The organism is Lactobacillus bombicola (assembly GCF_900112665.1).
In the GTDB taxonomy this organism is placed as follows: Bacteria; Bacillota; Bacilli; order Lactobacillales; family Lactobacillaceae; genus Lactobacillus; species Lactobacillus bombicola.
In genome coordinates this window covers 58644-84627 of sequence record NZ_FOMN01000003.1, presented here as the reverse complement: position 1 = coordinate 84627, position 25984 = coordinate 58644, and the positions used below count along the sequence as shown (strand labels likewise).

At 34.3% G+C, this 25984-nt stretch carries 28 protein-coding genes, 1 tRNA gene, 1 pseudogene and 1 other annotated feature; of the genes and pseudogenes, 25 read left to right on the top strand and 5 right to left on the bottom strand.

Annotated features, from left to right (window positions below; translation table 11 throughout):
* Window positions 1-208 precede the first annotated feature (208 nt).
* From BM203_RS03555 to BM203_RS03545, 3 genes are read left to right on the top strand one after another with little or no spacing between them, the layout of a single operon-like run.
* Window positions 209-913 carry a lantibiotic protection ABC transporter ATP-binding subunit gene (locus BM203_RS03555; RefSeq protein WP_090092819.1) on the top strand — a complete coding sequence of 235 codons (705 nt, stop codon included), beginning with the start codon at window positions 209-211 and terminating at the stop codon, window positions 911-913.
* Window positions 906-1637, top strand: coding sequence for a lantibiotic immunity ABC transporter MutE/EpiE family permease subunit (locus BM203_RS03550; protein WP_090092817.1), 732 nt, complete (start codon window positions 906-908; stop codon window positions 1635-1637). Before BM203_RS03555 ends, BM203_RS03550 begins: the two co-directional genes overlap by 8 nt.
* Complete coding sequence (locus BM203_RS03545) at window positions 1630-2370, top strand: ABC transporter permease (RefSeq protein ID WP_090092816.1); 741 nt, start codon at window positions 1630-1632, stop codon at window positions 2368-2370. The genes BM203_RS03550 and BM203_RS03545 overlap by 8 nt, the downstream gene beginning before the upstream one ends.
* Before the next feature lie 182 nt (window positions 2371-2552).
* Here BM203_RS03545 and BM203_RS03540 read toward each other — a convergent pair whose 3' ends face one another.
* On the bottom strand, window positions 2553-3308 hold the full coding sequence (locus tag BM203_RS03540; RefSeq protein WP_090092814.1) for a DeoR/GlpR family DNA-binding transcription regulator: 756 nt from the start codon (window positions 3306-3308) through the stop codon (window positions 2553-2555).
* A gap of 228 nt (window positions 3309-3536) precedes the next feature.
* Between BM203_RS03540 and BM203_RS03535 the strand changes: the two genes are divergently transcribed.
* The 11 genes and pseudogenes from BM203_RS03535 (at window position 3537) to BM203_RS03490 (ending at window position 11293) form a co-directional block, all read left to right on the top strand.
* Window positions 3537-4064: an RpiB/LacA/LacB family sugar-phosphate isomerase gene (locus tag BM203_RS03535; protein WP_090092812.1), complete on the top strand. Its 528-nt coding sequence runs from the start codon at window positions 3537-3539 to the stop codon at window positions 4062-4064.
* A gap of 5 nt (window positions 4065-4069) precedes the next feature.
* Window positions 4070-5440, top strand: a complete 1371-nt coding sequence (locus tag BM203_RS03530) for a PTS galactitol transporter subunit IIC (protein WP_090092811.1) — start codon at window positions 4070-4072, stop codon at window positions 5438-5440.
* 26 nt (window positions 5441-5466) lie between these two features.
* Window positions 5467-5751 (top strand): PTS sugar transporter subunit IIB, encoded by a 285-nt coding sequence (locus tag BM203_RS03525; protein WP_090092809.1) that lies wholly within the window; start codon window positions 5467-5469, stop codon window positions 5749-5751.
* Between the two features lie 11 nt (window positions 5752-5762).
* Window positions 5763-6215: a PTS sugar transporter subunit IIA gene (locus BM203_RS03520; RefSeq protein WP_090092807.1), complete on the top strand. Its 453-nt coding sequence runs from the start codon at window positions 5763-5765 to the stop codon at window positions 6213-6215.
* 26 nt (window positions 6216-6241) lie between these two features.
* Complete coding sequence (gene hxlB, locus BM203_RS03515; RefSeq protein WP_090092806.1) at window positions 6242-6781, top strand: 6-phospho-3-hexuloisomerase; 540 nt, start codon at window positions 6242-6244, stop codon at window positions 6779-6781.
* Window positions 6782-6894: 113 nt separating this feature from the next.
* A complete protein-coding gene (locus BM203_RS03510; RefSeq protein WP_090092804.1) occupies window positions 6895-7110 on the top strand; it encodes a nucleoside triphosphate pyrophosphohydrolase in 216 nt (71 codons plus the stop codon).
* Window positions 7111-7244: 134 nt separating this feature from the next.
* Window positions 7245-7415: a hypothetical protein gene (locus BM203_RS08420; protein WP_159428287.1), complete on the top strand. Its 171-nt coding sequence runs from the start codon at window positions 7245-7247 to the stop codon at window positions 7413-7415.
* A gap of 700 nt (window positions 7416-8115) precedes the next feature.
* Window positions 8116-9004, top strand: a pseudogene (locus BM203_RS03505) (ABC transporter ATP-binding protein).
* Window positions 8994-9749 (top strand): ABC transporter permease, encoded by a 756-nt coding sequence (locus BM203_RS03500; protein ID WP_090092803.1) that lies wholly within the window; start codon window positions 8994-8996, stop codon window positions 9747-9749. Before BM203_RS03505 ends, BM203_RS03500 begins: the two are co-directional and overlap by 11 nt.
* A 19-nt stretch (window positions 9750-9768) precedes the next feature.
* Window positions 9769-10536: an ABC transporter permease gene (locus BM203_RS03495; RefSeq protein WP_228150109.1), complete on the top strand. Its 768-nt coding sequence runs from the start codon at window positions 9769-9771 to the stop codon at window positions 10534-10536.
* A gap of 286 nt (window positions 10537-10822) precedes the next feature.
* Window positions 10823-11293, top strand: a complete 471-nt coding sequence (locus tag BM203_RS03490) for a GNAT family N-acetyltransferase (protein WP_090092800.1) — start codon at window positions 10823-10825, stop codon at window positions 11291-11293.
* A gap of 629 nt (window positions 11294-11922) precedes the next feature.
* Here the strand turns inward: BM203_RS03490 and BM203_RS03480 are convergent.
* The 3 genes from BM203_RS03480 to BM203_RS03470 form a co-directional block, all read right to left on the bottom strand.
* On the bottom strand, window positions 11923-14328 hold the full coding sequence (locus BM203_RS03480) for a Xaa-Pro dipeptidyl-peptidase (protein ID WP_090092797.1): 2406 nt from the start codon (window positions 14326-14328) through the stop codon (window positions 11923-11925).
* Between the two features lie 80 nt (window positions 14329-14408).
* On the bottom strand, window positions 14409-14777 hold the full coding sequence (locus BM203_RS03475) for an arsenate reductase family protein (RefSeq protein ID WP_090092795.1): 369 nt from the start codon (window positions 14775-14777) through the stop codon (window positions 14409-14411).
* Between the two features lie 106 nt (window positions 14778-14883).
* On the bottom strand, window positions 14884-15921 hold the full coding sequence (locus BM203_RS03470; protein ID WP_090092794.1) for a PTS sugar transporter subunit IIC: 1038 nt from the start codon (window positions 15919-15921) through the stop codon (window positions 14884-14886).
* 410 nt (window positions 15922-16331) lie between these two features.
* Between BM203_RS03470 and dhaK the strand changes: the two genes are divergently transcribed.
* From dhaK to BM203_RS03450, 4 genes are all read left to right on the top strand, one after another.
* Window positions 16332-17327: a dihydroxyacetone kinase subunit DhaK gene (dhaK, locus tag BM203_RS03465; RefSeq protein ID WP_090092793.1), complete on the top strand. Its 996-nt coding sequence runs from the start codon at window positions 16332-16334 to the stop codon at window positions 17325-17327.
* A 12-nt stretch (window positions 17328-17339) separates the two neighbouring features.
* A complete protein-coding gene (dhaL, locus tag BM203_RS03460) occupies window positions 17340-17924 on the top strand; it encodes a dihydroxyacetone kinase subunit DhaL (protein WP_090092791.1) in 585 nt (194 codons plus the stop codon).
* Window positions 17921-18292 (top strand): dihydroxyacetone kinase phosphoryl donor subunit DhaM, encoded by a 372-nt coding sequence (gene dhaM, locus BM203_RS03455; protein WP_090092790.1) that lies wholly within the window; start codon window positions 17921-17923, stop codon window positions 18290-18292. Before dhaL ends, dhaM begins: the two co-directional genes overlap by 4 nt.
* Before the next feature lie 73 nt (window positions 18293-18365).
* Window positions 18366-19085 carry an MIP/aquaporin family protein gene (locus BM203_RS03450; RefSeq protein ID WP_090092788.1) on the top strand — a complete coding sequence of 240 codons (720 nt, stop codon included), beginning with the start codon at window positions 18366-18368 and terminating at the stop codon, window positions 19083-19085.
* A 342-nt stretch (window positions 19086-19427) separates the two neighbouring features.
* On the opposite strand, the gene BM203_RS03445 is transcribed toward BM203_RS03450, so the two are convergent.
* Window positions 19428-19501 (bottom strand) — tRNA-Arg (locus tag BM203_RS03445).
* A gap of 237 nt (window positions 19502-19738) precedes the next feature.
* On the opposite strand from BM203_RS03445, the gene BM203_RS08655 reads away from it, so the two are divergent.
* From BM203_RS08655 to BM203_RS03410, 7 genes are all read left to right on the top strand, one after another.
* Window positions 19739-20449: a DUF2207 domain-containing protein gene (locus BM203_RS08655; RefSeq protein WP_159428286.1), complete on the top strand. Its 711-nt coding sequence runs from the start codon at window positions 19739-19741 to the stop codon at window positions 20447-20449.
* Window positions 20446-21519 (top strand): DUF2207 domain-containing protein, encoded by a 1074-nt coding sequence (locus BM203_RS08650; RefSeq protein WP_159428285.1) that lies wholly within the window; start codon window positions 20446-20448, stop codon window positions 21517-21519. The genes BM203_RS08655 and BM203_RS08650 overlap by 4 nt, the downstream gene beginning before the upstream one ends.
* A gap of 83 nt (window positions 21520-21602) precedes the next feature.
* Entirely contained in the window at window positions 21603-22916 is a 1314-nt protein-coding gene (locus BM203_RS03430) for a DUF2325 domain-containing protein (protein WP_090092782.1), read from the top strand.
* Window positions 22917-23033: 117 nt separating this feature from the next.
* Entirely contained in the window at window positions 23034-23873 is an 840-nt protein-coding gene (locus BM203_RS03425) for a YitT family protein (protein ID WP_090092780.1), read from the top strand.
* Between the two features lie 89 nt (window positions 23874-23962).
* Window positions 23963-24042: a sequence feature (ribosomal protein L21 leader region), on the top strand.
* A gap of 12 nt (window positions 24043-24054) precedes the next feature.
* Window positions 24055-24369, top strand: a complete 315-nt coding sequence (gene rplU, locus BM203_RS03420) for a 50S ribosomal protein L21 (RefSeq protein WP_090092778.1) — start codon at window positions 24055-24057, stop codon at window positions 24367-24369.
* A gap of 13 nt (window positions 24370-24382) precedes the next feature.
* Window positions 24383-24676 carry a 50S ribosomal protein L27 gene (gene rpmA, locus BM203_RS03415; protein ID WP_046307181.1) on the top strand — a complete coding sequence of 98 codons (294 nt, stop codon included), beginning with the start codon at window positions 24383-24385 and terminating at the stop codon, window positions 24674-24676.
* Window positions 24677-24826: 150 nt separating this feature from the next.
* Entirely contained in the window at window positions 24827-25936 is a 1110-nt protein-coding gene (locus BM203_RS03410) for an aminopeptidase P family protein (RefSeq protein WP_090092777.1), read from the top strand.
* The last annotated feature ends 48 nt before the right edge of the window (window positions 25937-25984 follow it).

Below are 25984 nucleotides of genomic sequence, written 5' to 3'. Positions count from 1 at the left end.
ATTAAACAACCTTTTACCTGAAGAGTTATTGTGATCATTTAGTGAAAATTCAAGATTACTTCCTTATTTTAATAAAAGCCACAGGGAAGAGGACGTTTGCTAGTTTTAATGATATGATATATTATGAAATAATAATTAAAAATTATATACTTAGTACATATTGATATAATTATGGGGGAAATCTAAATACGTTTGGGAGAATATGCGCATGATTAATTTACTTGAAACAAAAAATCTGGTTAAAAAGTTTAAAGACCAACTGGTTTTAGACGGAATAAATTTACATATTCCAGAAAATAAAGTTTATTGTCTTTTAGGACCTAATGGAGCAGGTAAAACCACTTTAATGAAAATTTTAACGGGAATGATCCCGACGTCAAGTGGTCAAGTCGAATTTGCTGGTCATGAATGGACAAGATCCGACTTAGCTAAGATTGGTTCATTAATTGAAAATGCTCCCTTATATAGCAATCTGACTGCTGAAGAGAATTTACAGGTAATTTGTCGTTTACGCGGTACAAGTGCAAAAGAAATTCCCGATATTTTACAAACCGTCGGTCTTAACAATACTGGAAATAAATTAACGAAGAATTTTTCTTTAGGAATGAAAGAACGGTTAGGAATCGGTTTAGCTTTAGTTGGACATCCTAAACTTTTGATTTTAGATGAGCCGACTAATGGACTAGACCCACTGGGCATTCAACAGTTACGTAATTTGATTGCTGAATTCAAGCAGAAAGACATCACAATCATTATTTCTAGTCACATGCTCTCAGAAGTAGAACATCTAGCTGATAATATTGGTATTATTGGCGCCGGCAAGCTTCTCTTGGAACAACCATATGACCATGAAACTGATTTGGAAAAACTGTTTAATTCTACTTTGGAAAAGGCTGGTGTTCTATATGTTTAAAGTTTTAGAAAATGAAGTTTTTAAAACCAAAAGAACAATTATTAGACCCATAACGGTACTTTTCCCCCTTTTGGTTGTTGTCTTCACTGTTCTTTTCTTTAATTCGACGGGTTACGTGCTTGAAAGCACGATTAATCAATGGAGCTTTCTCTGGCTTAATTTATATTTAGCCTTGATTATTGGTCTAATCGATCGTTATGAAAAAAATAGTACGGAATATAAAACAATTTTAAGCTCGCCCACTAATTTGTTTGCTTATGAATTAGGAAGAATCTTGCATGGTGCACTATTATCGTTTATTGTTAGTTTCTTTTTAGTCGTGTTTCTTATATTAACCAGTTTTATTTGGACGGTTAGAGTTGGAATGGTTTCCTGCCTAGTTGCAGTTGGAGGACTTTTTTTAACGACTATCTGGGAAATCCCTCTTTATACGTGGTTAAGCAGAATATCTAACTTCTATGTTACGCTTGGGCTAGCCTTTATCGGTTCTATGATTGGCATATATTGCGTAACCACCTTTTCTTGGGGCCCGATTTTGCCGTATGGTTGGTCCAACCTATTTCCGGTGGCACTGATTAAATTACATATTAATGGTACTCCGATAAAAATTGGTGCGCTTGTGCCTAATGCTTCTTGGACTATTTTTGCTTCAATTGGCCTATTTATTATTTTCAGTTATTTGGCAGCCTATTCATTTCAAAAGCAGGTGATTAAAAATGCTTAAACGAATTTGTGGTGCGGAAAATATCAAACTACGTCGTAGCATGCTATTTTATCTACATTTAATTGCTTTAATTTTCCTCCCCGTTATCTTTGGCTGGTATTATGGCAGTCGCAAAAATCTATCCAGTTCAGAAAATATGATCAATATATTTAATACTTTTTTGGCACTTGCTTCACCGCTTGTGATTAGCATTGTCGTGTGCTTAGTCTATGATCGAGAGAAGAAGGCGGGAGACTTTAAAAATTGGCTAACCGAACCGATTAGCAGGGGCAAAATAGTAGGGGGGCAATTGTTTTATTACTGGCTGCTGTATGTAATTGAGATTATCGGCACGAATTTAATTTATTATCTAATCTTGGCTTTTGGTTTTAAAGTGGTTGACATTTCTTTTATTAAATTATTGCTTACTAGCGTTGCCATGGCGCTTTTGGGCTTTTTACAGTATGAGCTTGCTGAAGTGGCTGCAATGAAGTGGAACGTTGGTGGTAGTTTAGTTTTAGGCTTCTTCGGCGCGATAGTTGCGATGTTGGCTACAACTTCCTTATTTGATTTTATTTGGCCAATCATTCCTTGGGCATGGCAAAGCCGTTTGACCGTCTTTTGGTTGCCTAACATTCCGCTTGCTTACCAAAAAGTAGCTGCACTAGCTTATATTATTCCAATTTTGCTAACCGCTATCGCCAGCTGGCTGATTATGCGCTACTTTAACTATTGGCAAGAAAAGGCAGAATAATGATAAAAATTAATAGCTTTAAAAAAATATATATAAAGGTATAAATATAGATAAAGTTGTTTTTCAGTAGGGTATTAACTAGCTGAAATAAGTAATTTACATAATCGAAAACCAATTTAGATTAAAAGTCTAAATTGGTTTTTTCTTTATCTTTTTTATGGCATGCAAATAAATCGACAAAATTAAGCAGAAATCACAACTGTCTGTTGCTTAACTTTGAATAAAAGATCTTCATCTACATCTTTATTAGTGACCAAACCAGTAATGTTATTCCATGTGGCAATTTGATAAAGGCTATTTCGTTTAAATTTTGTTTTATCAGCTAGTATATATTTTTTACGAGCTTGGTGCAGAATTACAGAGTCAATTGAAGCATCTGAATATGAGGGACTTGTTGGTCCTCCAAAATTATAAAAACCATCTGATCCTAAAAAACAAATGCTAACTTGAATTTGTTTAAGCATGCTTTCTGTCCAACCACCGTATACAGATGAACTTTTTGAGCGGAGTTTACCACCTAATAAATAACACTCACTATTTGAACTTAAGAGATAAGTAGCAGCCGGCAATGAGTTTGTGAATATTTTTAAATCATCACGCATAACTAATAGTTTGGCTAGCTCTAAAACAGTACTTCCAGTTCCCAACATAACTGTTGCACCATTAGGAATCAATGAGACAGCTAATTTAGCTAGTTTTTGTTTTAACTCAATATTTTCTTCTGAACGAATGTTGAATGGATTCTCAACATTATTTTGAATTGAAGTTGCTCCACCATGTCCTTTGATAACTAATTTTTGACTTTCTAAGTACGTTAGGTCTTTGCGAATTGTTTCGTAGGAAACTCCAAATTTTTGTGCTAAATCGTGAACGGAGACAGTTCCCTTTTTTAAGACCTCTTCTAGGATATTATTACGGCGATCGGCCATTAACTTCATAATTCTACCTCAATCTTTTAACCATGTAATTATGATACCACTAAAAAACTGGTTGTTAGTAAAGAAAAATCAATTTTAAAGTCTACTTTCAAGTAATGCCAAAAAATAAATTGGCTTTTATTAAAAGAAGCAATAAAAAAGTAATTGAAAACAACAAAAACAAAGTTTATAATTGGCTTTGTAAAATGAAAGCGGATAAATAAATTGGCTTTTAGAAAGGAAGATATTATGAAAAAGAAAATTGCAATTGCTTGTGATGATATTGGTTTCCAAAGAAAGGAGGAACTAAAAAAATACTTAATTGATATTAAAGGATATGAAGTGGTTTTTGATCCTGTCAAAGTTCCAAACGATGGACAGAATACGTTTGCTAAGTTAGCTGATGAAATGGCAGAGGCAATCCAGCGAGATGAATGTCGCTTAGGCGTATATATTTGTGGCACGGGTATTGGTTTTACCATGCAGGCAAATAAACATTGGGGAATTAGGGCAACAGCAGTTACTAATCCTTATTCGGCTAAGCGTGCGCGCTTAAGCAATAATGCTCAAATAATTGGTCTAGGAATGAGAGTAAATGGTTTGCCGTATCATAAAATGATTCTTGATGCTTTTTTGGATGAGCCATTTAATTTTAAGACAGCTCGTGAAAACTCGAAAAAGAACTTATTAGAAGCTAAGTCTGATGATAATCGGTTATTAACTAGACCGGATTTTGTTACATGGAATATGGGCTTTGAAGATGATTGTGAGGATTGATTCTTATGGCAATGATTACTCAGTTTATTAATGATATAGGTAACTTTATTTTTATTCCCGTAATTTTTTTGTTGCTTATGAAACTCTTAGGGCGATCTTGGTCTGAGTCTGCACAGTCAGCAATGAAAGTTGGAATCGGTTTTATAGCATTGAGTATGGTTGTAACATTCATGCTTGAAAAAATGCAGCCAGCAATTAAAGGCTTAGCCGCTAAAACCGGTTCTTCTTTATCAGCTATTGATGTGGGGGGTGCGGCAACAGCAGTGATGGGCTTTGGTTCAAGTATGGGTGCCATTATTATCCCACTTTGTGTGTGTACTAATATTATTATGTTAATCTTGCGGTTAACTGATTGTGTCAATGTAGATGTTTTTAACTTGCATCAAAATGCTTCGATGGGTGCAATTGTCTATGCTTATTCAGGCAATTTCCTTTATGGTGTCTTGACTGCAGCAATTTTTCATATGATTGCCTTGATTGGTGCAGATCTTGGTGCTAAGAACAATAATGAATTTTATAGCTTACCAAAAGGAGTATCAATTTCACATCCAGTAGCCAATACATATCTGTTTTTTGCATATCCATTTAATTGGTTATTTGACCATATTCCTGGGGTACGTCATTGGAATGCGACGGCTGAAAGCATTCAAAAAAAATTTGGCATTTTTGGAGACCCTACCATGGTTGGCTTTTTGATTGGTGTTTGCTTGGGATTGTTTGGTTATAGTTGGAATAGCCCATATCATGCAATTATCAACAGTTTACAGTTAGGAATGTACTTAGCAGCAGTAATGTTATTATTGCCAAAGATGACTTCAATTATGATGGAGGGCTTGGTGCCACTTTCTAATGCAGTTCGTAAAAAGATGGTCAAACGTTTTCCTGATCGTGAAATTACGGTAGGAATGGATACTGCTTTAATTATTGGCAATCCTGCTGTTATTGCTCCGGCCTTATTGCTTATCCCAATTATCGTGATTTTAGCAGTTGTTCTTCCAGGTAACAAAGTCATGCCAATGGGAGATTTATCTCAATTTGTTTTCTTTATTGCTGCCATGGTACCTGTTTTTAAAGGAAATATTATTAGAACTTGGCTTGCATCAGTTTTCCTATTTGGTGGAGGCTTATACATTGCTTCATGGATGACACCTGCTACAAATCAAGTGTTCCAACAATTTGGTGCAGGGGCTAAAAAAGGGGTGATGTATTCATCCTTAAATCCATCGGCTAATCCATTGACAGGATTATTCGCTGGCGTTTCACATATTGGAATTTTTGGTTATATTGCAGTCGCTATTCTTGTAATTTTATTTGGATATTGGTTAAAAAAACGAGAAAGAAAACAAATTAAGATTGATAATTCTTCAATTAATTAGTAAAAATGTTTAAAGAGGAAAAGAAAATGAAAAAAGTTTTAGTAGTTTGTGGTAATGGAATTGCTTCATCGTCGATTATGTTAGCTGGATTAAAAGATTATTTAGATGAACAAGGTGTTAAAGCTGATTTGGATAAGGCGTCATTAATGGATTGTACTGATGACACATTTAATAGTAAGGATTTAATTGTTTCGTCAACCAAATTGAATAGACCTGGTGTAAAAACACCAGTAATTGTTGGGTCGGCGTTATTAACTGGTATTGGTGAAGATGAAGTTTTAAAGCAAATCAAAGATGAATTGACAAAGTAAAAGGATACGCAATGGGAATTAAGATATTTGTAAATGAAGGCACACCTGATATTTCTACTTACCAAGCAGCAATTAAGTTTGCGGGATTACCAATGCTTAAGGCTAATGGTATTTATTCTCAATTTTCGCAAGCTTGTATAAAGCGGGAAAAGCAGTTTCCTACTGGTTTAAAACTAGCAGATGGTATGGGCATTGCAATCCCACATGGTGATTCAAATTTGGTCAAAGTAAGTGGAATTAGTTTTGTTCGTTTGCTTAAGCCAGTAAGCTTTGGATTAATGGAAGATGCACAGCAGCAAATAGACTGTAAATTTTTATTTAATTTAGCCTTAGCCAAAGGAGATGAACATCTAACTATACTTCGTAAGTTGATGAAATTGTTTCAGTCAAAAGAATTTATACAGGATCTGGCTGAATTGCCACTTGATCTGTTAACTAGTAATCTACAAACTAAATTAAATTAAACAAATATTGGAAAGGAAATATTAAATTGAGTGAATTAACGTCCATTTTAGATGAACTTGCACAAGTACCAGATCCTTTAATTAATGAAGAAGTAAATGAATTGATACGGACAATTAAAGAAGCTAATCGTATTTATCTATCTGGAGCAGGACGTTCAGGGCTTATGATTAGAGCTTTTGCAAATAGGCTGATGCAATTAGGTTTTACTATTAGTGTGGTTGGTGAAATTAGTGAACCACATACTAGACAGGGAGATTTGCTGATTATCAATTCTTCTTCAGGAAATTCGACTCAATTGCTAGCACAGGCAAACATTGCTAAAAATAATGGGGTTAAAATTGCAGTAGTTACTACAGATATAGCTTCACCTTTAGCAAAAATGGCTGATATAGTGATAAAAATAGTTGCTCAATCTAAAGTGTCGAAAATTACTTCGTTACAACCAATGGGATCATTATTTGAGCAGATGTCTTTGTTATTATTTGATGCAATTTCACTCAAATTAATGAAAATTGTGGGTGCAACTGAGACGACTATGCGTAAAAATCATGCAGATATTGAATAAATTAGTGTACAGGTTTAAGAATTAACTTCACAGTTTTTGATATTTTACAAAATAATGTGTAGTATAATAATCGATAAAACTATTGTCTTTATGATTTTATAAAAGAACTTAAAATGAAAAAATTAGTTGAAGAAACTAGCGAAGTAGTTAATGCGACCAGTGAAACCAACTTGGTTGAAGAGCTTGGTGATGTTTATGAAGTTTTAAGAGCTTATTTGGACTTTAAGGGGATTGACCAAGAACATTTTTTAAAGGTAGTTGCCCAAAAACGAGCAGAAAAGGGCGGCTTTACAGAATTTATTGAGATGGAAGCTAAAAAATTTGGCTGAACGGTTTCCTTTTAGAGTTTTCCCACGATTCGATGAATTGTAAAGCTGTATAAAAGATAATCAAATTGTATCTATATAAATTAGGTTATCAATTTAATAAGTAAAATGTTTACTTAATAGAGGAGGATGCAAATATGATTGGCAAAGTGAGCAGAGCTCTTTGGGGAATTATAGTTTCATTGTTTTTTATATTTTTACCAAAAATATCGGCAAGTTTACCATATAAAACTAGGCAAATGCTTAATATTATTTTGGGTTTTGAATATTGGAAACAGTTATTGCCACTATTTTTAGGTAAGTTTTGAAAGTTAAACAACTTTTTGCAGTTGCAGGAATTGGATATTTAGGATAATTTAATTCCAATTAATATGGAACAAATATATATTTGAAAATAAAAAGTTAGACATTTTGTTATTAACAGTAAATTTAAGACAAAAGCATTTTTGAATAACGGTGATGTTAAAATTAAAAACTCTCAAATGTTAGGCAATAGTACATTCCAAACTGTAAATGGTGATTTCAAAATGATTAATCCTTTTATCTCGCTTCTCATTTGTAGTAGATAAGGCTCCAACACATAAAATATATTAATTATTAGATAAGTCCTGAAAATTACTTAATTTTCAGGACTTATTTTTTATCGGAAATTTTATTATAAAGGTAAAAATATATGTAGCCAAGGCAAGTTCGGCTAAACCCAAATTTTAGTAGCAAGCTGATAAAGTTGAGAGCAGAATTGGCTCACTTACTATTTCTTAACATGAGTATGGTAAGAAAACTAGTCCAGTAACTAAAAATTATATTCCTAAATAGGAAAATCCTATAAATTAAATATTTCATATTAATTGGTATCTATTTTTTGTTTTCCATGTTACTTAAAAGCAAGTTGCATATTACTTTGTTCTGGTATATTATATTAGTGTTACAGTATAACGATATATAATGTAAAATGAATTAAAGGTATTTTAAAGGATCAGTTGAAAAATGAACCAAGTCAATGAAAGAATACTTGAAGTCAGTAATGTAAACACTTATATAGGAAAAAGTAAAATTATAAAAAATATTTCTTTGAAGATTAAGACAGGTGAAATTGTCGGTTTAATTGGACCTAATGGTGCGGGGAAAACCACGATTATGAAAACCATTTTAGGCTTGACGAAGTTTACCGGTAGTATCACTGTGGGTAAGCGTCCAATCACTGAGACTAGTCATAGGGCTTTAGCAAGGGTTGGCGCTTTGATCGAGCATCCAGCTATCTATCCATTTTTAACGGGAAGACAGAATCTAGAATTATATGCCCGTGATAAAAGAGATCTAACTCAATTGGTTTCCACTTTGCAGATGGATTCTTATATTAATAATAAAGCCAAGGGTTATTCCTTAGGCATGAAACAGAAATTAGGGATTGCAATTGCTTTACTTAATCACCCTCAGTTAGTAATTTTAGATGAACCAATGAATGGCCTAGATATTGAAGCTACCATTGGCGTGCGCAAGTTAATTAAACGCTACGCCGATCAAGGAACAGCTTTTCTTATTTCGAGTCATATTTTAAGTGAACTGCAAAAGATTATGACTCAAGTGGTACTGATAACTTCAGGTAAAATTATTGTTAACCAACCAATTGAGGAATTTAATAAGACTAGTAAACAAAAATATAAAGTACTCACGGAAGATAATAATCGAGCAATGTCTCTTCTGCAGAAAGAAAAGATTCCGTTTATACTCAAGAATAATTTCTTAGTCATAGATCAAAAAAAACATTTTTGCTATTCAGGATCTACTTTTGAAAAATAATATCCACTTGCAAGAAATACTGCCATTAGAGGCTAGCTTTGAGGAAATTGTCGTTAACATTCTGGACCGAGAAAGAGGTAAGGAAGATGGGCGTTAGTCTCAAAGAAGAGTTCTATAAATTTTACCACCAAAAGGTTGCAATGTATGGAGTGATAACTATGCTTGTTTTGATGGTCTACAGTGCACTAACAACAAACATTACCAAGAATACATTGGCATTTGGTTTTGGATCAGTCGAATGGATTCCAATTATTCTGATTGCTGTTGGGTCTGCATTTTTTGCCATGGAGTACAGCAATAATACGATTATTATGCTAATCTACAAAAATTCAAGCAAACTCAAAATTTATCTGGCCAAGCTCATTGTTGTTTTTGCTTATGGCTTTATACTGACAATTGGTGCTATTTTATTCACTTTTATATTGAATTGGCTTTTTGTACCTGGTGGATTTAGTTGGGGTGCAGCTTTTCATGCACATACGTTGAGAGACGCTCTTATGCTTAATATGTTTGGTGAAGTAATCTACTCTGTTTTCATCATTGGGTTATCCTTCATGTTGACCATGCTTGTTAAAATCAATGCAGTAGTAATCTGTATTGGCTTAGCTCTAGCTTTTTTTGGTGCCAGTCTTTCAGCTGGTCTGATGTCGTCTTTGCCATCACTGGTTAAGATTATCAAGTGGAACCCGCTTAATATGATTTTTATTTCCCAGCAGTTGACCAGAAGTTCGATTATCCTTAAATCCAATTTGACTAACATGCAATTGATTGTGACTACGTTGATTTATGGTATTTTGTTTGCGATTATAGGCTATTACCTCTTCAAAAATCGGCGGGTTTAAATTATAAGATGGAGAATAAATGATGTTTTATAGTATTAAACAAGAATTTTATAAGTTACGTCACAAAAAAATAGCTTGGATTGCTCCTATAATTTTATTGGTATTGATGATCTTGGCAGGCTATGCGCTGAACTGTGAAGAACACAAGCTGTTACTAGTACTATGTTTTGATGCACCTGATTGGATTATGCTTATACTGGTTGTAATAGGTACTACGACTTTCTCGATGGAATTTCAGAATAATGCCATCTTAACTCTATTATATAAAGCCACTAATAAGGTCTATGTTTATTTGTCAAAGTACATTGTACTGTTTCTGTATGATGTCTTTTTGCACTTACTGGCACTAGTTTATACATTTTGTTTGCATTATACGCTTTTTCGAACTTCAGCAGTGTGGACAATGACCTATCTATACAGTCAGTCAATTTGGGAAAACATGTTAACGGCATTCATGGTTGATCTAGTTACGACAATGCTAATCATAACACTTGTTTTCTTACTATCTTGTTTAATTAATAATAATGCCATTGTAGTTACTCTAAGTTTTTTGTTAGTATTCATGGGGCAAACTATTTCTAGTAATTTGTTAAACTCAAATAAGTTCGTCAATGTGATGAAGTGGAATCCATTAAACATGCTTAATTTAACTCGCCAGTTCGGTAATTACTCAATGTATGTTGAAACAACTCATCTGAATAATAATCAAATCCTTATCGGGTCAATGTTTTACATTATCATTTTCTTTGTTCTAGGTTATCTGATTTTCCGTAAAAAACGATATTAGAAGACACTATATGCAAGTAATGATTTCTTTGTTTTTCAAGCTAGCAAATTTGGGTCTAAATTTAACCCTCCGTAACTTAGAAAATTGCTTGGTTAGAACAGTTGCTAGAACTAAGATTTATCAAAATGTCACTTTTAACGAAATATTAGTTGTGTTTACGGCTGTTTAGGCTTTTGTTATACTAATTATTTTTATTATATTTGACAACCCCATATAATAATGTTTAAATATTATTAAATTATTAATTTTAAATAAAATTTACATCAAGAAGTATAAGATAATAAAAATGAAATATAAAAAAATAACACAGCTAACTCAAGCAAATGCAGACCAGATTGCTAGAAAATGGCATTACAGTGGCCAGTATGATTTTTATAATATGGAAAATGACCCAGAAGATTTTGAAGAAATAATCACTTCAAGGTTACGAGGAAATAGGTATTATCAGGTTTTAGATGATAAAGATGAACTTGTGGGGTATTTTTGCTTAGAAAGATTGTCAGAAAAAAAGGTGGAAATTGGTTTAGGATTGAGACCAGATTTAACTGGACAAGGGTTAGGATTAAGTTTTGTAAAAGAAATCGAGGCATTTGTACAAAAAAATTTCAATTATAAAATGATCCTTCTGTCAGTGGCTAGCTTCAATAAACGTGCCATTAAAGTTTATCAGAGAGCAGGATTTAAAAAAGAAGGTTCTAAAATGCAAAAATCAAATGATGGCATATATGAATTCGTTAACTTAACTAAAAAATTTTAGGATATCAATAGTAAAACCTCGAAATTGCTTTAACTTCGAGGTTTTATTATTTATTTTTGGGCTGAATGATCTTTGAAAATGTAGAACAGACCAATTAGCATAATAACAACTAAAATACTTATCAAACTTGGCATGATATGATTGAATTTAAATTTGTACGCGATTAAAGTATAAAGCAGTCCTATTATCGAAAATGTTAAGATTAAGCCGCCTCGGTTTTTTTTAGCGAATTTAAAAATTGGCCAATTATTAAATTTTTTTGCTAGGACATAAAGTAAAAATATCAGGACGATGTAACCAATTTCTTTATACATAATTTTATCCTTTCAATTATTTCTAAAATTAAAGCGCTTTATGCGTTTATATTGCTATATTTATTGCTAGTTGTCAATTAAATATTGGTAGCATTTTTTAAAGTTATGCAGGTAATGCTTGTATTTTTGTGGCACTAGTTAATGTTTTTAGTCTTTGCTTTACGTAAGATGCTCTATTTATTTTGGTATTGCTGAAATTTAAAGTTAATCAATATTAATTTAAATACATTACTAGCACGTAAAAATAAGAGAAAAGAAGAATAACCGTTAGCCATAAAAGCTAACGGTTATTAAAATTAATTTAATCAAGAACTATTATGATTGTTGATTAAACCTAATTTCAGTTTGCGTTAAATCAACTGTGTAAGTTGTGTCTTCAAGTGGCCGCTTGGTCATGCCTTGATCAGTTGAATAAATTATCAGACATAAGCGACTTTGAACTGGTAATTTGTAGTAAGTTGGCTGCAATTGAAATTCCAAGTCATAAAATTGGTTTGTCTCAATCGCCCTTGGCTTTTTCAAATCAGCATAATTTTGTAAGTTCATGTGCCCCTTAGTGATTAATTTAGCGGGCGTTACTTTATCGGGCATAAATTCTTGCAAAGTATCGGTTCCAAAACGATAGCCTAATTCTTGCCCTCCAGGCATAATCAAACGGGGAGTGGGAGTTAATCGCTTACGCTCGCCTAATTCTACGAGGGCAACTGATAATTGCCCTTTATTAAGATTAGATGAAACTCGCATTTTTACCGTTGGTCGTCCCACTATAGTGACCGGGTGAATAAATTCTTCAGTGGTAAAACGTAAACTGGCTTTGGTCCACTTTTTAGCACCACTAATAAATTGATTTTGCCAATCGTTTTCAGAAATTTTAGCCTTTTTAAATTCCTTTCCCCCAACATCAGTAAAGGCAAGTTGCTTTTGACCATTGCCGTCTTTCTGTAATTGACCATCATCGGTTGGGTAGTAAGTTGATTCATGACCGCAATCATTACTCCAGTCTTGTTCTTGATGCCATGTGTCAGCTTCTAAGTTATCCTGAATCATTACCTGTGGCCATTGTTTATACGCCTGATTTTCAATACCTAACAATTCGTGCACGAACCATAAGTTAATCAAGTCAGTAAAATCGATTGAAACCAAGTTATTCATATTGTAGTGTGGGCCTTGATGTAAAAAGAGGTGGTGTTCAATTGGTAAATTTTTAACTTTTTGCCAGATTTTATAAACATTTTTGGGTTTAACATTCCAGTCATTTAAGCCGTGCACACTAATCCATGAGCATTTAATTTGGTCAGTATGATGGCGGTAATTACGGACATCCCAAAAGTCAGAATATTGCCCCGTTAGGCGATCGGCTTTTGCCAACAGAGTTTTTTGCATTTCGTCATATTTGGGCTTGATTTTGAGATAGTCACCGGCATCCCAGAGATTAGACTGACAAGTTTCAGCTAGCATATCTAAGTCTTCTCCTTGACAAGCTTCGGGTGCAATTACTAAACCATGTTCACGGTAGTAGTCGTACCAAGAAGAAATGGCGGCTTCTGAAACAATCGTTTTGAGTCCAGCTACTCCAGTTGTCGCTAGTGCAATTTGTAAAGTCCCTAAGTATGACCGTCCAGTCATTCCGATGTTACCATTGCACCAATCAGCTTTAGTTTCGTGCTTTCGAGTGCGGTCGGTATAAGCAATTCGATCACCATGTAACCATTCGATAACAGCTTTAGCACTTTCAGTTTCTTCAGGCCCTCCTGTAATGCGCAGGCCATCGCTACCACGAGTACCAATTGCTCCAGCCACAACGCTAGCAAAGCCGCGAGCAAGCATATATTCATTTAACGTATAAGGTGCTTTATTTAATGCTCGTTCAGTTGCTGGATTTGCGTCAGTATTGCTACTAGTGGGTGCTTTAGCCTTGATATGATTGGCGGGCTGGTACTGAGGATTAGACCATATAGTTGCATCAGTTAAGTTTTCATCAACACTATGGTTACGCTTTTCATTAGCAATTACACCACCAAAATAAGGATCGGCAGTATAAAGTGCAGGGACGGGCATTTTAGCACTTTCACTAGGTCTAAAAATGGTGGTTTGTAATAAGTCGGAGTGACCATCACCATCTGTGTCGAGATCACATTCAACGTAAACTACTTCGCGAATGACTTTACTGGTATCAAAGACTGGTTGACTTTTGCCATTGAATAAAACAAATTCATTTTGCGGTAATTTGTCTCGCCGGTCAAAGAAATAGCCCTTGCCAGCCATTACATCAAGTAATATTTGCCCATTTTTAGTACGAGTATTTAGCAACCGATAAAAAGCTCCTATCAAGTCGGCGGAATTATCAATTTGACTTACAGTTGGTAAGGCTTGCTTTTTCATAAACTTTAAAGGATTATCTAAATCATAATCGTACTGAACGTGATAGCCCAATAGTTGTAAAGCGACGTTGTAAAATTGCTCAACTGAGATTTTTTCCGGCTTATTAGTTAGAAAAGCTGTCAAGGTTTGGCTACTCGATACGGCAAATTCAGTTAATTTAGCTTTACGGGCGTCTTCATCTTGTGGATTAACTTCAGCTAGAACATTGGCAACCATTGTAGTCAATAATTCACTAAAAGTTAGTTGTTCAAAATTAACCGGTAAAAATTTAATATTAAGCAATTCCTTTACTTGTGTCTGGTAATCAGTTTCTACATAAGCATATTGATTGTATTTCATGTATTTCTCCTTTTTATTTACTTATTTTACCTGTTATCTTTAAGATATAAAAGTTATGCTTACAAAACAAGAGCAGACCATTAGGCCTGCTCTTGTAACCAAGTATTTTGGTAAAGATCCTCATTAAAACCACAGGTTAAATTCTGTTTGCTAACTACAAGCGGACGCTTAATTAATTTGCCATTTTGGGACATCATCTCGGCGGCTTCCGAAATCGACATCGCACTAACTTTATCTTTAAGATGCAGTTGCCGATAATCTTGACCGTGTGTATTGAAGAAATACTTTAACCCGCGATCTTGATACTTAGTTAGCCATTTAATCAGCTCATTTTTTGTTGGTGGCTGTTCAACCAAGTCTTGAAAGTCGATTTTGACATGATGGTCAGTTAACCATTTTTGTGCACTACGCGATGTTGAGCAACGCTTGTAACCATAAAACTTAATCATTTTAATAACCTTCTTTTATTTGAATGATAATTAATTATACCAATTACCAATTACCAACTACCAATGTTAAGCAAGCACACTGAGACTCTTTTTGACTAGGGGGTTTTTATTTGAAATCAAGTTTGAAATCTTGACTACTAAAGAAATGCAACCTGTTATTACAGATATAGTTAGCAATTAGACCAAGAGCAATTGGTAGAATAAAGAAAAGAAGCGTAATTAAAATTATTGAACCAAAATCATTTGTCCTGCCTGTCATTGCTGCAATCGGGCCAATCAATCCAGAAAAACCAAAACCTGCACTCATTGGAGTACCAGCAATTTTGAATATTGCACCCAAGCCGCCCATAATTCCGGCGTTAATCATTAAAGGAATCAGTAATTTAGGTTGCGTGATTAAATTAGCCATTTGCATTTTTGGCGAACCTAAAAAATGAGCAATTGAAGTACCAAAAGAGTTAGCTTTCCAGCCAAAAATAGCCAAAGCAAAACTAGCCGCTGTGATTCCCAGATTGGCCGATCCAGCAGCAATTCCAGAAATACTAATTGCTGTAGCAATCCCGACAGAAGAAATTGGCGAAACAATTAACAGAGCAAATACAATACCCATTAAAATACCCATAATTATTGGTTGTAAATTAGTTAAATGTTCAACCCCCACGCCAATAAGCGCAGTTAGTTGGCCAATTGGACCTCTAGTTAAACACCCAATTCCACCAGCAACCACTAAAACAATTAAAGGGACTAGTAAAATGGTGTAAGCTTTAAGCTTTTGGCCTAAAAATAAAACCAGTCCGTAAGCTAGCATGATTGTAATTGCAGTATTAACGACATCACCATTACCAACAACCATAATTTTTCCATTTTTCATCATAAAATTACCGGCTCCAGCGACCGCAGCCAGGGCAATTGAAGCAGTTTGAATCGGGGTTAAGTTACCAGTCATTCCGACGCACCCAGCACTAATTACGGGTAAAAGTGCTGCAGCAAAGGCGGTTAATACTAAGATAAAATTGAGTTGGGGCCAAATTGGTAAAAGGACTTTAATTAATTGCCCAATTAAAGCTCCTGGAATTAGGGCTACAACAATACCGATTGATAAACCATTCAGTGTATCAAAAGTGATTTTTTTGATAGTCTTCATAAATTTCTCCTAAAAATAAAACTCACACAACTGACGACAATTGTGTGAGTTCTTTATTAAGAAGTAAACACTTAAGACTTTGACACAATTGCCGTAGGCCAGTGTGTCAAATAAATGACAAACTAGGCATTTAGTTTGAAAAACCAAAATACCAAAAATAATATTTAACTTGTGGTTGATTAGTTACGTTGCTAGTCGTCATAATCGTTAACCTTTCATAAATATTTAATCAGTATCATACTAAATTGCAGAGAAGATTTCAAGTTAAAGCTAAAAAGTAATTTAAAAAATAGCTTAGCTATCAATGTAAAGTTATTAATTTTTTTATAATATATCATTACCGCGGATATTGAAAACGTTTTCTGTTATACTTAGTATCGTAATCAAAATTATTAAAGGGAAAGTTTATCATGAAAAAAATAATTAATAATCCAGCTGATGTTGTTTCAGAAATGTTGTCTGGAATGACTAAGGCGTATCCACAAATTCTTACTCCCATTCCAAAAACTGCAGCCGTAATACGCTCAGATCAAGCTTCTATGGTAAATAAAGTTGGACTTGTCAGTGGCGGAGGTTCAGGACATGAACCGGCTCATGCTGGCTTTGTCGGCAAGGGAATGCTCACAGGTGCAGTTTGTGGTCAAATTTTTACTTCTCCAACACCTGATCAGATTTATGAAGTAATTAAAGCAGCTGATCAAGGACGCGGGGTCTTTTTAGTTATAAAAAATTACTCTGGCGATGTAATGAACTTTGAAATGGCCAAAGATATGGCTGAAATGGATGGAATTAAAGTTGACTCAGTTATAGTTGATGATGATATTGCAGTAGAAAATAGTATGTACACGCAAGGTCGTCGTGGAGTTGCCGGAACAATTTTAGTTCATAAGGTTTTGGGAGCAGCTGCGCAAGCAGGAACTTCCTTGCCAGAAATTAGTCAGTTAGCGCAAGAAATTTTGCCAAATATTAAAACTGTTGCAGTTGCTCTATCTGCGGCTACTAATCCCGAAACAGGGAAACCAGGTTTTGAGTTAAAAAACGATGAAATTGAATATGGTGTCGGTATTCATTCAGAGCCAGGCTATCGCCGGGAAAAAATAAAATCATCGCAGGCATTAGTGACTGAACTTGTTAGCAAAATTGACCAAGAAATACATTTTGACTCTCAAAAGCAATATGCGGTTTTAGTCAATGGCTTAGGGGCAACACCATTAATGGAACAATATATATTTAGTAATGACTTGATAAATAATTTAGCACAAAAACAGATAAGGCCAGTTTGGATGAAAGTTGGCAATTATATCACCTCAATCGATATGGCGGGAATTTCGCTTACGGTTTTTGAATTACAAGCAAAACAGTGGTTAGAGTATTTAAATGAGCCAGTTGAAACTATTGGTTGGTAATAGGAGATAAAAATGACATTAACGGTTAATAATTTGATAATATGGATGGCCAAGTTTGCGGATAAAATAGCGGTTAATAAGCAATTCTTAAGCGATTTAGATACTCCAATTGGTGATAGCGATCATGGCTTTAATATGGATCGCGGGATGCAAGCTGTCATGGCCAAATTAAAAACAAAACCATCAAGTTTGCCAGAAACCTTTAAAGTTATTGCTATGACACTAATTTCTACGGTTGGCGGTGCTTCAGGTCCGCTTTACGGTACTGCTTTTTTAGAAATGGCAAAAAAAAGTAGCACTACCACTGATCTAGTTGATCTACTAACAGCTGCTTTAAATGGTATTGAAAAACGTGGTGGAGCTGAGCCGGGTGATAAAACGATGGTGGACGTTTGGCAAGCAGTAATTCCAGAAATTAAAGCGCACACGCTCACGGAGAATAAAATTGCTAGTGCAGTTGAAGCTACTAAAGATTTAGTTGCTAAAAAGGGACGTGCCTCATATCTAGGTGAAAGAGCCAAGGGTCATGTTGATCCAGGGGCACAATCAAGCGCATATCTATTTACTGCTTTATTAGAAACTGAAGGTTTATTATGAAATTAGGTATTACATTAGTCTCGCACGTTCCTGAACTTGTTATAGGATTAGATAAGTTACTCGCTCAAGTAGCAAGTGATGTTTCAATTACAAGCGCAGGTGGGAGCAGTAGTGATGAAATTGGCACGAGCATGGATAAAATTTTAACGGCTTTTTCAACTAATCAAGCTGAAGAAATTTTGGCTTTTTATGATTTAGGCAGTGCGAAAATGAATTTAGAAATGGCTACTGAAATGACTAATAAAAAAATTCATTTGTATGATGTTGCTTTTGTTGAAGGAGCATACACTGCAGCATCACTTATTCAGGCTGGTGTTGGGCTAACTGAGATTGAACAGCAATTAGCACCTTTAAATATTAAGAATTAGTAAAACTTTGAATTGTTATTTGCATCGTACTTAGGGTATAATTAAAACATTCTAAAATAGAAAAGGAAAAATTATGCATAATAGTTTAATGATGCAACTCATAGGTGAGTTTATAGGAACAGCTTTTGTTGTACTACTTGGTGATGGAGTATGTGCAGCTGTTAACTTGAAAAAGTCAAAAGCAAATGGCGCAGGCTGGATTGCGATTGCTTTAGGCTGGGGGCTAGCTGTGACACTTAGCGTATATTTTGTAAGCTGGTTAAGTCCAGGGCATTTTAATCCGGCAGTTACAATTGCCATGGCTACAGCAGGTAAGTTTGCTTGGTCGTCAGTTTTGCCCTATATTATTGCCCAAGTAGCAGGTGCTTTTGTTGGTGCAGTAATGGTCTGGTTAACATATTATCCTCATTGGGCCGAGACTACTGATCAAGAATTGATTTTAGGAACATTTAGTACTGAACCGGCAATTAGAAATTACTTTTGGAATTTCTTTGCGGAAGTAGTGGGTACTTTTATCTTTATTTACGGCTTGTTAGCTTTTACTAAAGCTAACATTCCTGCTAATTTGAATCCCATCCTTGCAGGATTGTTAATTGCAGGTTGTGTTTTCTCAGTTGGGGGAATTACAGGTTATGCAATTAATCCTGCTCGTGATTTTGGTCCTAGATTAGCCCATCAGCTTTTACCGATTGCTAATAAAGGTAAGTCGGATTGGGCTTATAGCTGGGTACCAGTAGTTGGTCCAATAGTAGGTGGCCTGCTAGCAGCTTTGTTGTTTAAGGCTATAGCTTAATCTTGAGCTCTTTTATATAATATAACTAAGCAAAAATCCTCAGAATCTAAAGTTTCTGAGGATTTTTTGTTTAATTAATTATTTTGATTTGTTCAGCAATAACAAGCTTGCAACATCTTTACCAATATGATTGCTGTTGAACTAAGAACAATTATTCTGGTTTTTAATACGATCCATTTTTTAGGCGTAAGCTGCAATAGATTTTAATTTTACAAAAAAAGTCACTCTTCACAGAGTGACTTTTATGTTAGCCAACTTTAAAATTATTTAAAATCAACAAACATTAGAATGTTGATATAGCAAGATAGAATATTGATAAAAATCAATAAAAATTACTATAAATGATCCGGGTGAGATTCGAACTCACGACCCACGGTTTAGAAGACCGTTGCTCTATCCAGCTGAGCTACCAGACCATTGCTCTCACAAGAACATTAACTATTATAGAGAAAAGTTTTGCTAATTGCAACCATAAAATTAACTTTTTAATTATGGGCCAAAAAATAATGAACAGCGAAGTGTAAAGTTATCATCTAACTGAGGTAGCAACAATCTTAAATTATGTATTATTTAATATTTTTTGGTTAAATTATATACTATTATTTTAATAAATTATGTATAATTTGAAAACAATTATTTTTGAGGATTACATTATGAAAATTAAGTTTATGAAAGTTATGCCATATCTAACCATTTTATTACTATTATTTTTATACGTAAAAAATGTTAGTGCAGAAGTTGACTATCGAATTGAAAATAATGTCACGACAGCTTCCATTAAAAAAGATGGGTCGATTGCTGTTAAAAAGCAAATTACTTACAAATTCAAAAGTCAAAGTAAAGGAATTTTTTATCAGCAAAATCTTGCTCCTAGCCAAAATTTAGTTGATGCGAAAGTTAAAATTCAAAATGAAAATCAAACAGGACGCTATTCGCATGATTTTAGCTTGCAAAAAGTGAATTCAGGATACCACTTTGCAGTTTATAATCATGTTAAACCTAATTCTAGATGCACTGTAACTTATTTTTATAAAATTACTCAAGCTATTACAAATTATCGTGATATAGCTGAATTGAATTTTATGATTATTGGTGATAAGTGGGACAGAGATTTAGATCATGCAAAGGCAGTTGTACTTTTTCCGGGTCCAGTGAAAAATATAAAAGCTTGGGCTCATGGGCCACTTAATGGTTATCTTAAAATTGACAAAAAGAAGGGTAAGATTACTATGACGGCCAGTAATCTTGATGGTCATGTAGGAATAGAAGTTCATACAATTTTCCCGTTAAGTGTTACATCTAAAAATAAAAATATAGTTGATCGAACTCATCGAGCATTTGTTTTGAAACAAGAAAAAAATTGAGCCAAGAGACTAATCGTAAGAGAAAGAAAATTTTTATTTTTGAAATTGGATTAGTACTTATAATTGTGTTAAGTGCCACTAGTGCAACTGTGCTAGGATTTACGGTGAAAAAACAAGGTGGAACAGTCCATAACTCTAATTCTATTCCCCATAATTATGAATGTCCCTCTGTTAACGCTGTAGTGGCCCAGATTATGGACAAAGTTGATATGCCAGATATTAGAGCATTTATAGCGTACTTAATGGAACTAGCGGTGAAAAAGAAAGTACTAATTGAGGACTATCAAAAAGATGGGACCACTTTTTATAGAATAACTTTAAAGGATATGCATTTAATTAGTCAAGATCCACTTTTAGCAGCTTTATTCAATGATATAGGTAATGGGCAAACTGTAACGACTGAAGAAATTAAAAATTCTCGTGGAAAGAAAGTCAGCCAAAAAGTTAACCGTTGTTATATTGATTGGCGTATAAAGTCTTATAATGAAGTTGTAAATCAGGGCTTGCTAGCAGAGAAGTTGATTCATAAAAGAAATACTAATCAAACAATCATTTGTTCCCTATTGTTTCTTAGCTTTGGGGGAGCACTAATATTCTTTTTTAAATTTTCTGAATTTAGAATTATAATGTTAGTTGTGGAAACTATTTTATTGTTTTTTGGCATCAATGCGTTAGTTCACAGTAATAATATGATTAGTTTTTATTCTCAAAAAGGAGCTGAAATTACTAATCAAATTCGTGGGTTTAAGCATATGCTAGAAGACATTGGTAGCTTTGAAATGCGTGATGTTGGTGACTTAGTTCTTTGGGAAGATATTATGCCTTATGCAGTGACTTTTGACCTAGCTAAAAAAGTTTTAAAAGAGTTAAAAATTGAATTTACTACTGATGAATGGCAACAAAGTGACTTTTATATTCATGAGCCAATTTATAATTTCAATAGCAAAGGATTTTATGAAAGTTTTAATAGTAGCTTAGGATCGGCTTGTTCGATTGGAGGTACATCAGGCGACTTTTCTAGCGGTACCTCAGGTGGCTTTGGTGCTGGCTCTGGTGGAGGTGCATTTTAATAATTTATTTTTGAAAAAGCTCAGTTTTAAGTTGGCTTTTTTCTTGTTATACTTAATTTACTGAATTAGAAAAGTGAAAAATAATGTTTGATTATCGTAATAACTTAAAAAGAATTTTAAACCAAACAGCTGGCGATGAAAAAAGCCTAAGTAATGGACTAGCTGCAATCAAGTTAATCTTGGGTATGGCTGATGAGGCATTAGGTGCTCAAATAACTAGTACTCAGGTTGACTATAAACAAGTAAACCTCTTTTTGAGGGGGTTAATAGCTTTAATTAAAAATCCAGGTGATAATTACGCAAAAAATAATACTTTGAAGGCAATTCGGCAAATATTGTTAACGTCAAAGCTTGAAACTGGGTTGCGTCAAACTTTAATCGATCTAAGCCAGGCAGTTAAAGCTTCGCAAACAACCAAAGAAACTATCAACAAAAAGGTTTTTGAACAAGCACTACAAAAAAAGATAACGCCTAAAGTGGATTATCGTAAAGGTAAGCGTTATATAGTTGTTCGACTATTGTCAGGCTGTGACTTAGTTAATGATAGTAAGCGATGTGTTTTTACATTAAAAGAATCACAAATCCATTCTTTAAATTTGAAAAGTGGAGATATTGTTGAAGCATTACCAGTAGAAGATAATCGTAATTACGAAGCAGAAATATTAAGGGTGGTGGGCTTTCGTCAGCTTTCGCGAATGGAAGTTGATCAAATTTCTACATTTAAATATGCGGTAGTACAAGGAAATTCCGGTCATTTAACTATCAGTCATAATATTAAAGGGCAAAAGCTACGTATTCGTGGTAAATCCATTACTTTATCTGTTGATGAAAGCAAATTTGAAGAGAAAAATATTCCATTAACTGATGGCTCAATTGTTGATCTAGCTTGGTATGATGGCGATATCCGTTTAAAGAAAAATCCTACCGAAGCTATTGGAATTCGGTGGATTTATGAACTGGATCAGCCTGCCACCATGTCTAAATTAAAAAAGAAAAAAGTCAAACAAACAAATCAAGCTACGGAAATGCCAAAATTGGCATTAAATTTACATTATCAACGTGTTGGCATTGCAATTGGCAATAACCAAAATGAAGCACTGCTTGAAGGAATCGTTAAACGCTATAATGGAATTCCCATAGCAATTGATGCCTTTCAGGGAAAGAAAAAGATAATTGAACAGCAGATAAAAAATTTAGATATTGTTATTCTTGTTACCGCTTTTGCTGCTCATGATAGTACATGGAATATCAGCGAATTTACTAGCAAATATAATGTTAAATTTGCAGTTAGTTCTAGTAAAGGATATCAAGCTTTTGAACGTGCTCTCTACCGAGCAGAAATGGGCTTACCTGCTTATGAAGGCAATCAGACAATTGAATATAAAAAAGCAAATTAAGGCTTTTAATAAAAATACAAATAATTAAGAATTATTTGTATTTTTGCATATTTATTGAATAAACAGGTCATTCTTGAGTACAATATAGACCAAAGTTTTTTATGAAAGGAAGATGAGATGGGGAAAGAAAAACATGGACATACTTGGCAGTATTGGCTTTTCTTCTTGTCAGGATTAGAAATAATTACCGTTGCAATTAATTTGTTTTATGCGCCAATCAATGTTGCGGCAGGAGGATCAACTGGAATTGCAATCTTAGTTGATGCAGTTTGGGGAATCAATCGCTCACTGACAGTTTTCATTATTAATTCATTAATGTTGATTATGGCGGCAATTTTTTTAGGTCGACAAACATTAAAAAAAGTGGCAATTGGTAGTCTGCTTTTACCAATTTTAATGGAAATTACCCCAAGTTTAAAACTAACTTCCAATAATATGCTGGCAGTAATCTATGGTGGTGTGCTTATGGGAATTGGCGTCTCGATGCTCTATCGCATAAATGCTTCATCAGGTGGCACTACAATTCCGCCACTAATTATTAAAAAATATTTTTTTATCGATCCAGCTATATCCTTAATGATAATTGATATGTCAATTATTTTTTTGAATATTTTTGTTGACGGTACTGAAGCCTTTTTACTTGCCGCTTTTTCACAAATTATAACGACCTTAACTATGCACTATACTGAGACTGGGTTTGATAAGAAATTTCAAGTTCGCATTATGAGTAATCAACAATTGGAGCAAATCAAAAATATGTTACAACGCGATTATGACGGATTAACTGTCTATAATGTTATTGGTGGTTATAGTGATAAAGATAAGCAACAATTGGTAATTATCGTTGATACTAATGAATACGGTCAGTTAGTAGCAAAAGCACGTGAAATTGACCCAGAGGCTTTTATAGTGACAGAAAATATTGCTAAAGTTCATGGTGGAAAATGGCAAATGTAGTTTTAATTAAACATGATTGCTAACTTGTTTTAATCTTGCTAATTCTTACCAATAGTAGTATCATACAGTAGTTGTATTTGTGGAGACCTTCACATCTGCAACCGCACAAATAGGGGTAAGAAGACTTTTATTTATAAAAGCACCCTTATTGGCGAGTCTAAGTATTTTTTGGAGGGCAGTAATGTACGCAATTATTAAGACTGGCGGTAAGCAATATAAAGTTGCTGAAGGCGACAGTATTTTCGTAGAAAAACTTGACATTGAAGAAGGTAAGGAAGTTACCTTTGATGAGGTAATTCTTGTTTCTGATGGTAAAGACGTTAAAGTTGGTACACCATTAGTTAAGGGTGCCAAAGTTGTTGCCAAAGTTGAAAAACATGGTAAAGAGAAGAAAGTTGTAACTTTCAAATACAAACCAAAGAAGCACTCACATTCAAAATATGGTCATCGTCAACCTTATACTAAGGTTGAAGTTGAAAAGATTGAATTAAGCTAGAGGTGAAGTGATTATGAATATTTTAAATCTTAAATTATTTGCCCACCACAAGGGTGGAGGTTCTACTGCCAATGGTCGTGATTCAGCTGGTCGCCGTTTAGGTGCCAAGGCTGCTGACGGTCAAACTATTCACGCAGGAACGATTATTTATCGTCAACGTGGTACTAAGATTCACCCAGGCAAGAATGTTGGTCAAGGTGGAGACGACACTTTATTTGCATTAGTAAATGGTGTAGTTAAATTTGAGCGTAAAGACAAGTACAGAAAACAAGTTTCTGTTATTCCTGTCGAAGAAGAAGCTAAGTAATTTAGTTCTTAATAAGAAGACGAAAAGCATGTGCTTCTCGTCTTTTTTATATTTATGACTTTACTATAGATAATATTTTTAGTTGGAACTGATTAATTAACGCTGGTGCTAATTAGTACTAATTTTATGGTCGAATTTGGAGATACTGAGATGAATGAAACAAATGACTTATTAACACTTCTAAATAAGCGGATTGCCCAAGTAGGTAAGTTGATTACAGATCAAGGTGCGGATGGCTTTTTGATTTTTAATCAAGCTAATTATCGTTATTTAACTAATTTTACTGGTGAAGAAGCGCAATTGATAGTAACTAATCGGGGTGATCGGATTTTATTGTCTGATTCTCGCTTTGATAACCAAATTAAAGCTGAGGCACCAGGTGAAATGTCAGTTGTCATGAAACGTGGTAATCAGGATGAAGAAATTAGTCGGCAGTTGCAACATGCCAATTTACATAAGGTCTTAGTGGAAGGTGAATTTGTTTCTGCAGTAGAATTTGCCAATTTGCAAAAGTTAAATCCACAAATTGAGTTTCAAATTGTAGAAGAATTAGTTGAGTGTGTGCGCAATGTTAAAGATGATTTAGAAATTGCCACTTTGCGTCAAGCAATTAATATCTCAATGAGTAGTTTTAATGAAATTTTACCGATGATTAAACCTGGTGAAATTGAACGTAATATTGGTGCTAAGCTTGACTATCTTTTTAAGTTAAATGGTGGCGATGGCCCCAGTTTTGCTACGATTATTGCATCGGGTGTTCGATCAGCCTGGGCTCATGGTGTAGCAAGTGATAAAGCAATTGAAGAAGGTGACTTGGTAGTAGTTGACTTTGGTGCCTTTTATCATGGCTATGCAGCTGATATTACACGCACTATGGCTGTAGGGAAAGTTGATACTGAATTAAGTAAAATTTATAACATTGTTTATGAGGCACAACGTCGTGGTATTGCAGCAGCTATTGTCGGTAATCATGGAAATGATGTTGATCGAGCAGCGCGCGATTATATTAATGAACAAGGATATGGTCAATACTTTGGTCATGGTATTGGTCACGGCATAGGACTAGAAATTCATGAATTATGTCAGCCGGCCTTACCGTTTGGTAAGCAAGAACTGGTTAATAATATGGTTCATACGGTTGAACCAGGAATTTATTTACCTCAAAAAGGTGGCGTAAGGATTGAGGACGATATTTTAATTCATGGACAAAGTCCGGAAACACTATCAACCTTGCCTAAAGCTGAGTTAATTTCTTTATAAAAGATAATATTTTTAAATATTATTTATAGTAAAATCATGTCTGAATTG

Coding starts and splice junctions, on each gene's coding strand:
- BM203_RS03500 (WP_090092803.1), top strand. CDS start 8,994: ATGGGCGTTAGTCTCAAAGAAGAGTTCTATAAATTTTACCACCAAAAG.
- BM203_RS03555 (WP_090092819.1), top strand. CDS start 209: ATGATTAATTTACTTGAAACAAAAAATCTGGTTAAAAAGTTTAAAGAC.
- dhaM (WP_090092790.1), top strand. CDS start 17,921: ATGAAATTAGGTATTACATTAGTCTCGCACGTTCCTGAACTTGTTATA.
- BM203_RS03550 (WP_090092817.1), top strand. CDS start 906: ATGTTTAAAGTTTTAGAAAATGAAGTTTTTAAAACCAAAAGAACAATT.
- BM203_RS03410 (WP_090092777.1), top strand. CDS start 24,827: ATGAATGAAACAAATGACTTATTAACACTTCTAAATAAGCGGATTGCC.
- BM203_RS03525 (WP_090092809.1), top strand. CDS start 5,467: ATGAAAAAAGTTTTAGTAGTTTGTGGTAATGGAATTGCTTCATCGTCG.
- BM203_RS03540 (WP_090092814.1), bottom strand. CDS start 3,308: ATGAAGTTAATGGCCGATCGCCGTAATAATATCCTAGAAGAGGTCTTA.
- BM203_RS03475 (WP_090092795.1), bottom strand. CDS start 14,777: ATGATTAAGTTTTATGGTTACAAGCGTTGCTCAACATCGCGTAGTGCA.
- BM203_RS03430 (WP_090092782.1), top strand. CDS start 21,603: ATGTTTGATTATCGTAATAACTTAAAAAGAATTTTAAACCAAACAGCT.
- BM203_RS03520 (WP_090092807.1), top strand. CDS start 5,763: ATGGGAATTAAGATATTTGTAAATGAAGGCACACCTGATATTTCTACT.
- rplU (WP_090092778.1), top strand. CDS start 24,055: ATGTACGCAATTATTAAGACTGGCGGTAAGCAATATAAAGTTGCTGAA.
- BM203_RS03495 (WP_228150109.1), top strand. CDS start 9,769: ATGATGTTTTATAGTATTAAACAAGAATTTTATAAGTTACGTCACAAA.
- dhaK (WP_090092793.1), top strand. CDS start 16,332: ATGAAAAAAATAATTAATAATCCAGCTGATGTTGTTTCAGAAATGTTG.
- BM203_RS03530 (WP_090092811.1), top strand. CDS start 4,070: ATGGCAATGATTACTCAGTTTATTAATGATATAGGTAACTTTATTTTT.
- BM203_RS03480 (WP_090092797.1), bottom strand. CDS start 14,328: ATGAAATACAATCAATATGCTTATGTAGAAACTGATTACCAGACACAA.
- rpmA (WP_046307181.1), top strand. CDS start 24,383: ATGAATATTTTAAATCTTAAATTATTTGCCCACCACAAGGGTGGAGGT.
- BM203_RS03470 (WP_090092794.1), bottom strand. CDS start 15,921: ATGAAGACTATCAAAAAAATCACTTTTGATACACTGAATGGTTTATCA.
- BM203_RS03545 (WP_090092816.1), top strand. CDS start 1,630: ATGCTTAAACGAATTTGTGGTGCGGAAAATATCAAACTACGTCGTAGC.
- BM203_RS03450 (WP_090092788.1), top strand. CDS start 18,366: ATGCATAATAGTTTAATGATGCAACTCATAGGTGAGTTTATAGGAACA.
- BM203_RS03510 (WP_090092804.1), top strand. CDS start 6,895: ATGAAAAAATTAGTTGAAGAAACTAGCGAAGTAGTTAATGCGACCAGT.
- BM203_RS03535 (WP_090092812.1), top strand. CDS start 3,537: ATGAAAAAGAAAATTGCAATTGCTTGTGATGATATTGGTTTCCAAAGA.
- dhaL (WP_090092791.1), top strand. CDS start 17,340: ATGACATTAACGGTTAATAATTTGATAATATGGATGGCCAAGTTTGCG.
- BM203_RS08655 (WP_159428286.1), top strand. CDS start 19,739: ATGAAAATTAAGTTTATGAAAGTTATGCCATATCTAACCATTTTATTA.
- BM203_RS03490 (WP_090092800.1), top strand. CDS start 10,823: ATGAAATATAAAAAAATAACACAGCTAACTCAAGCAAATGCAGACCAG.
- BM203_RS08420 (WP_159428287.1), top strand. CDS start 7,245: ATGATTGGCAAAGTGAGCAGAGCTCTTTGGGGAATTATAGTTTCATTG.
- BM203_RS03425 (WP_090092780.1), top strand. CDS start 23,034: ATGGGGAAAGAAAAACATGGACATACTTGGCAGTATTGGCTTTTCTTC.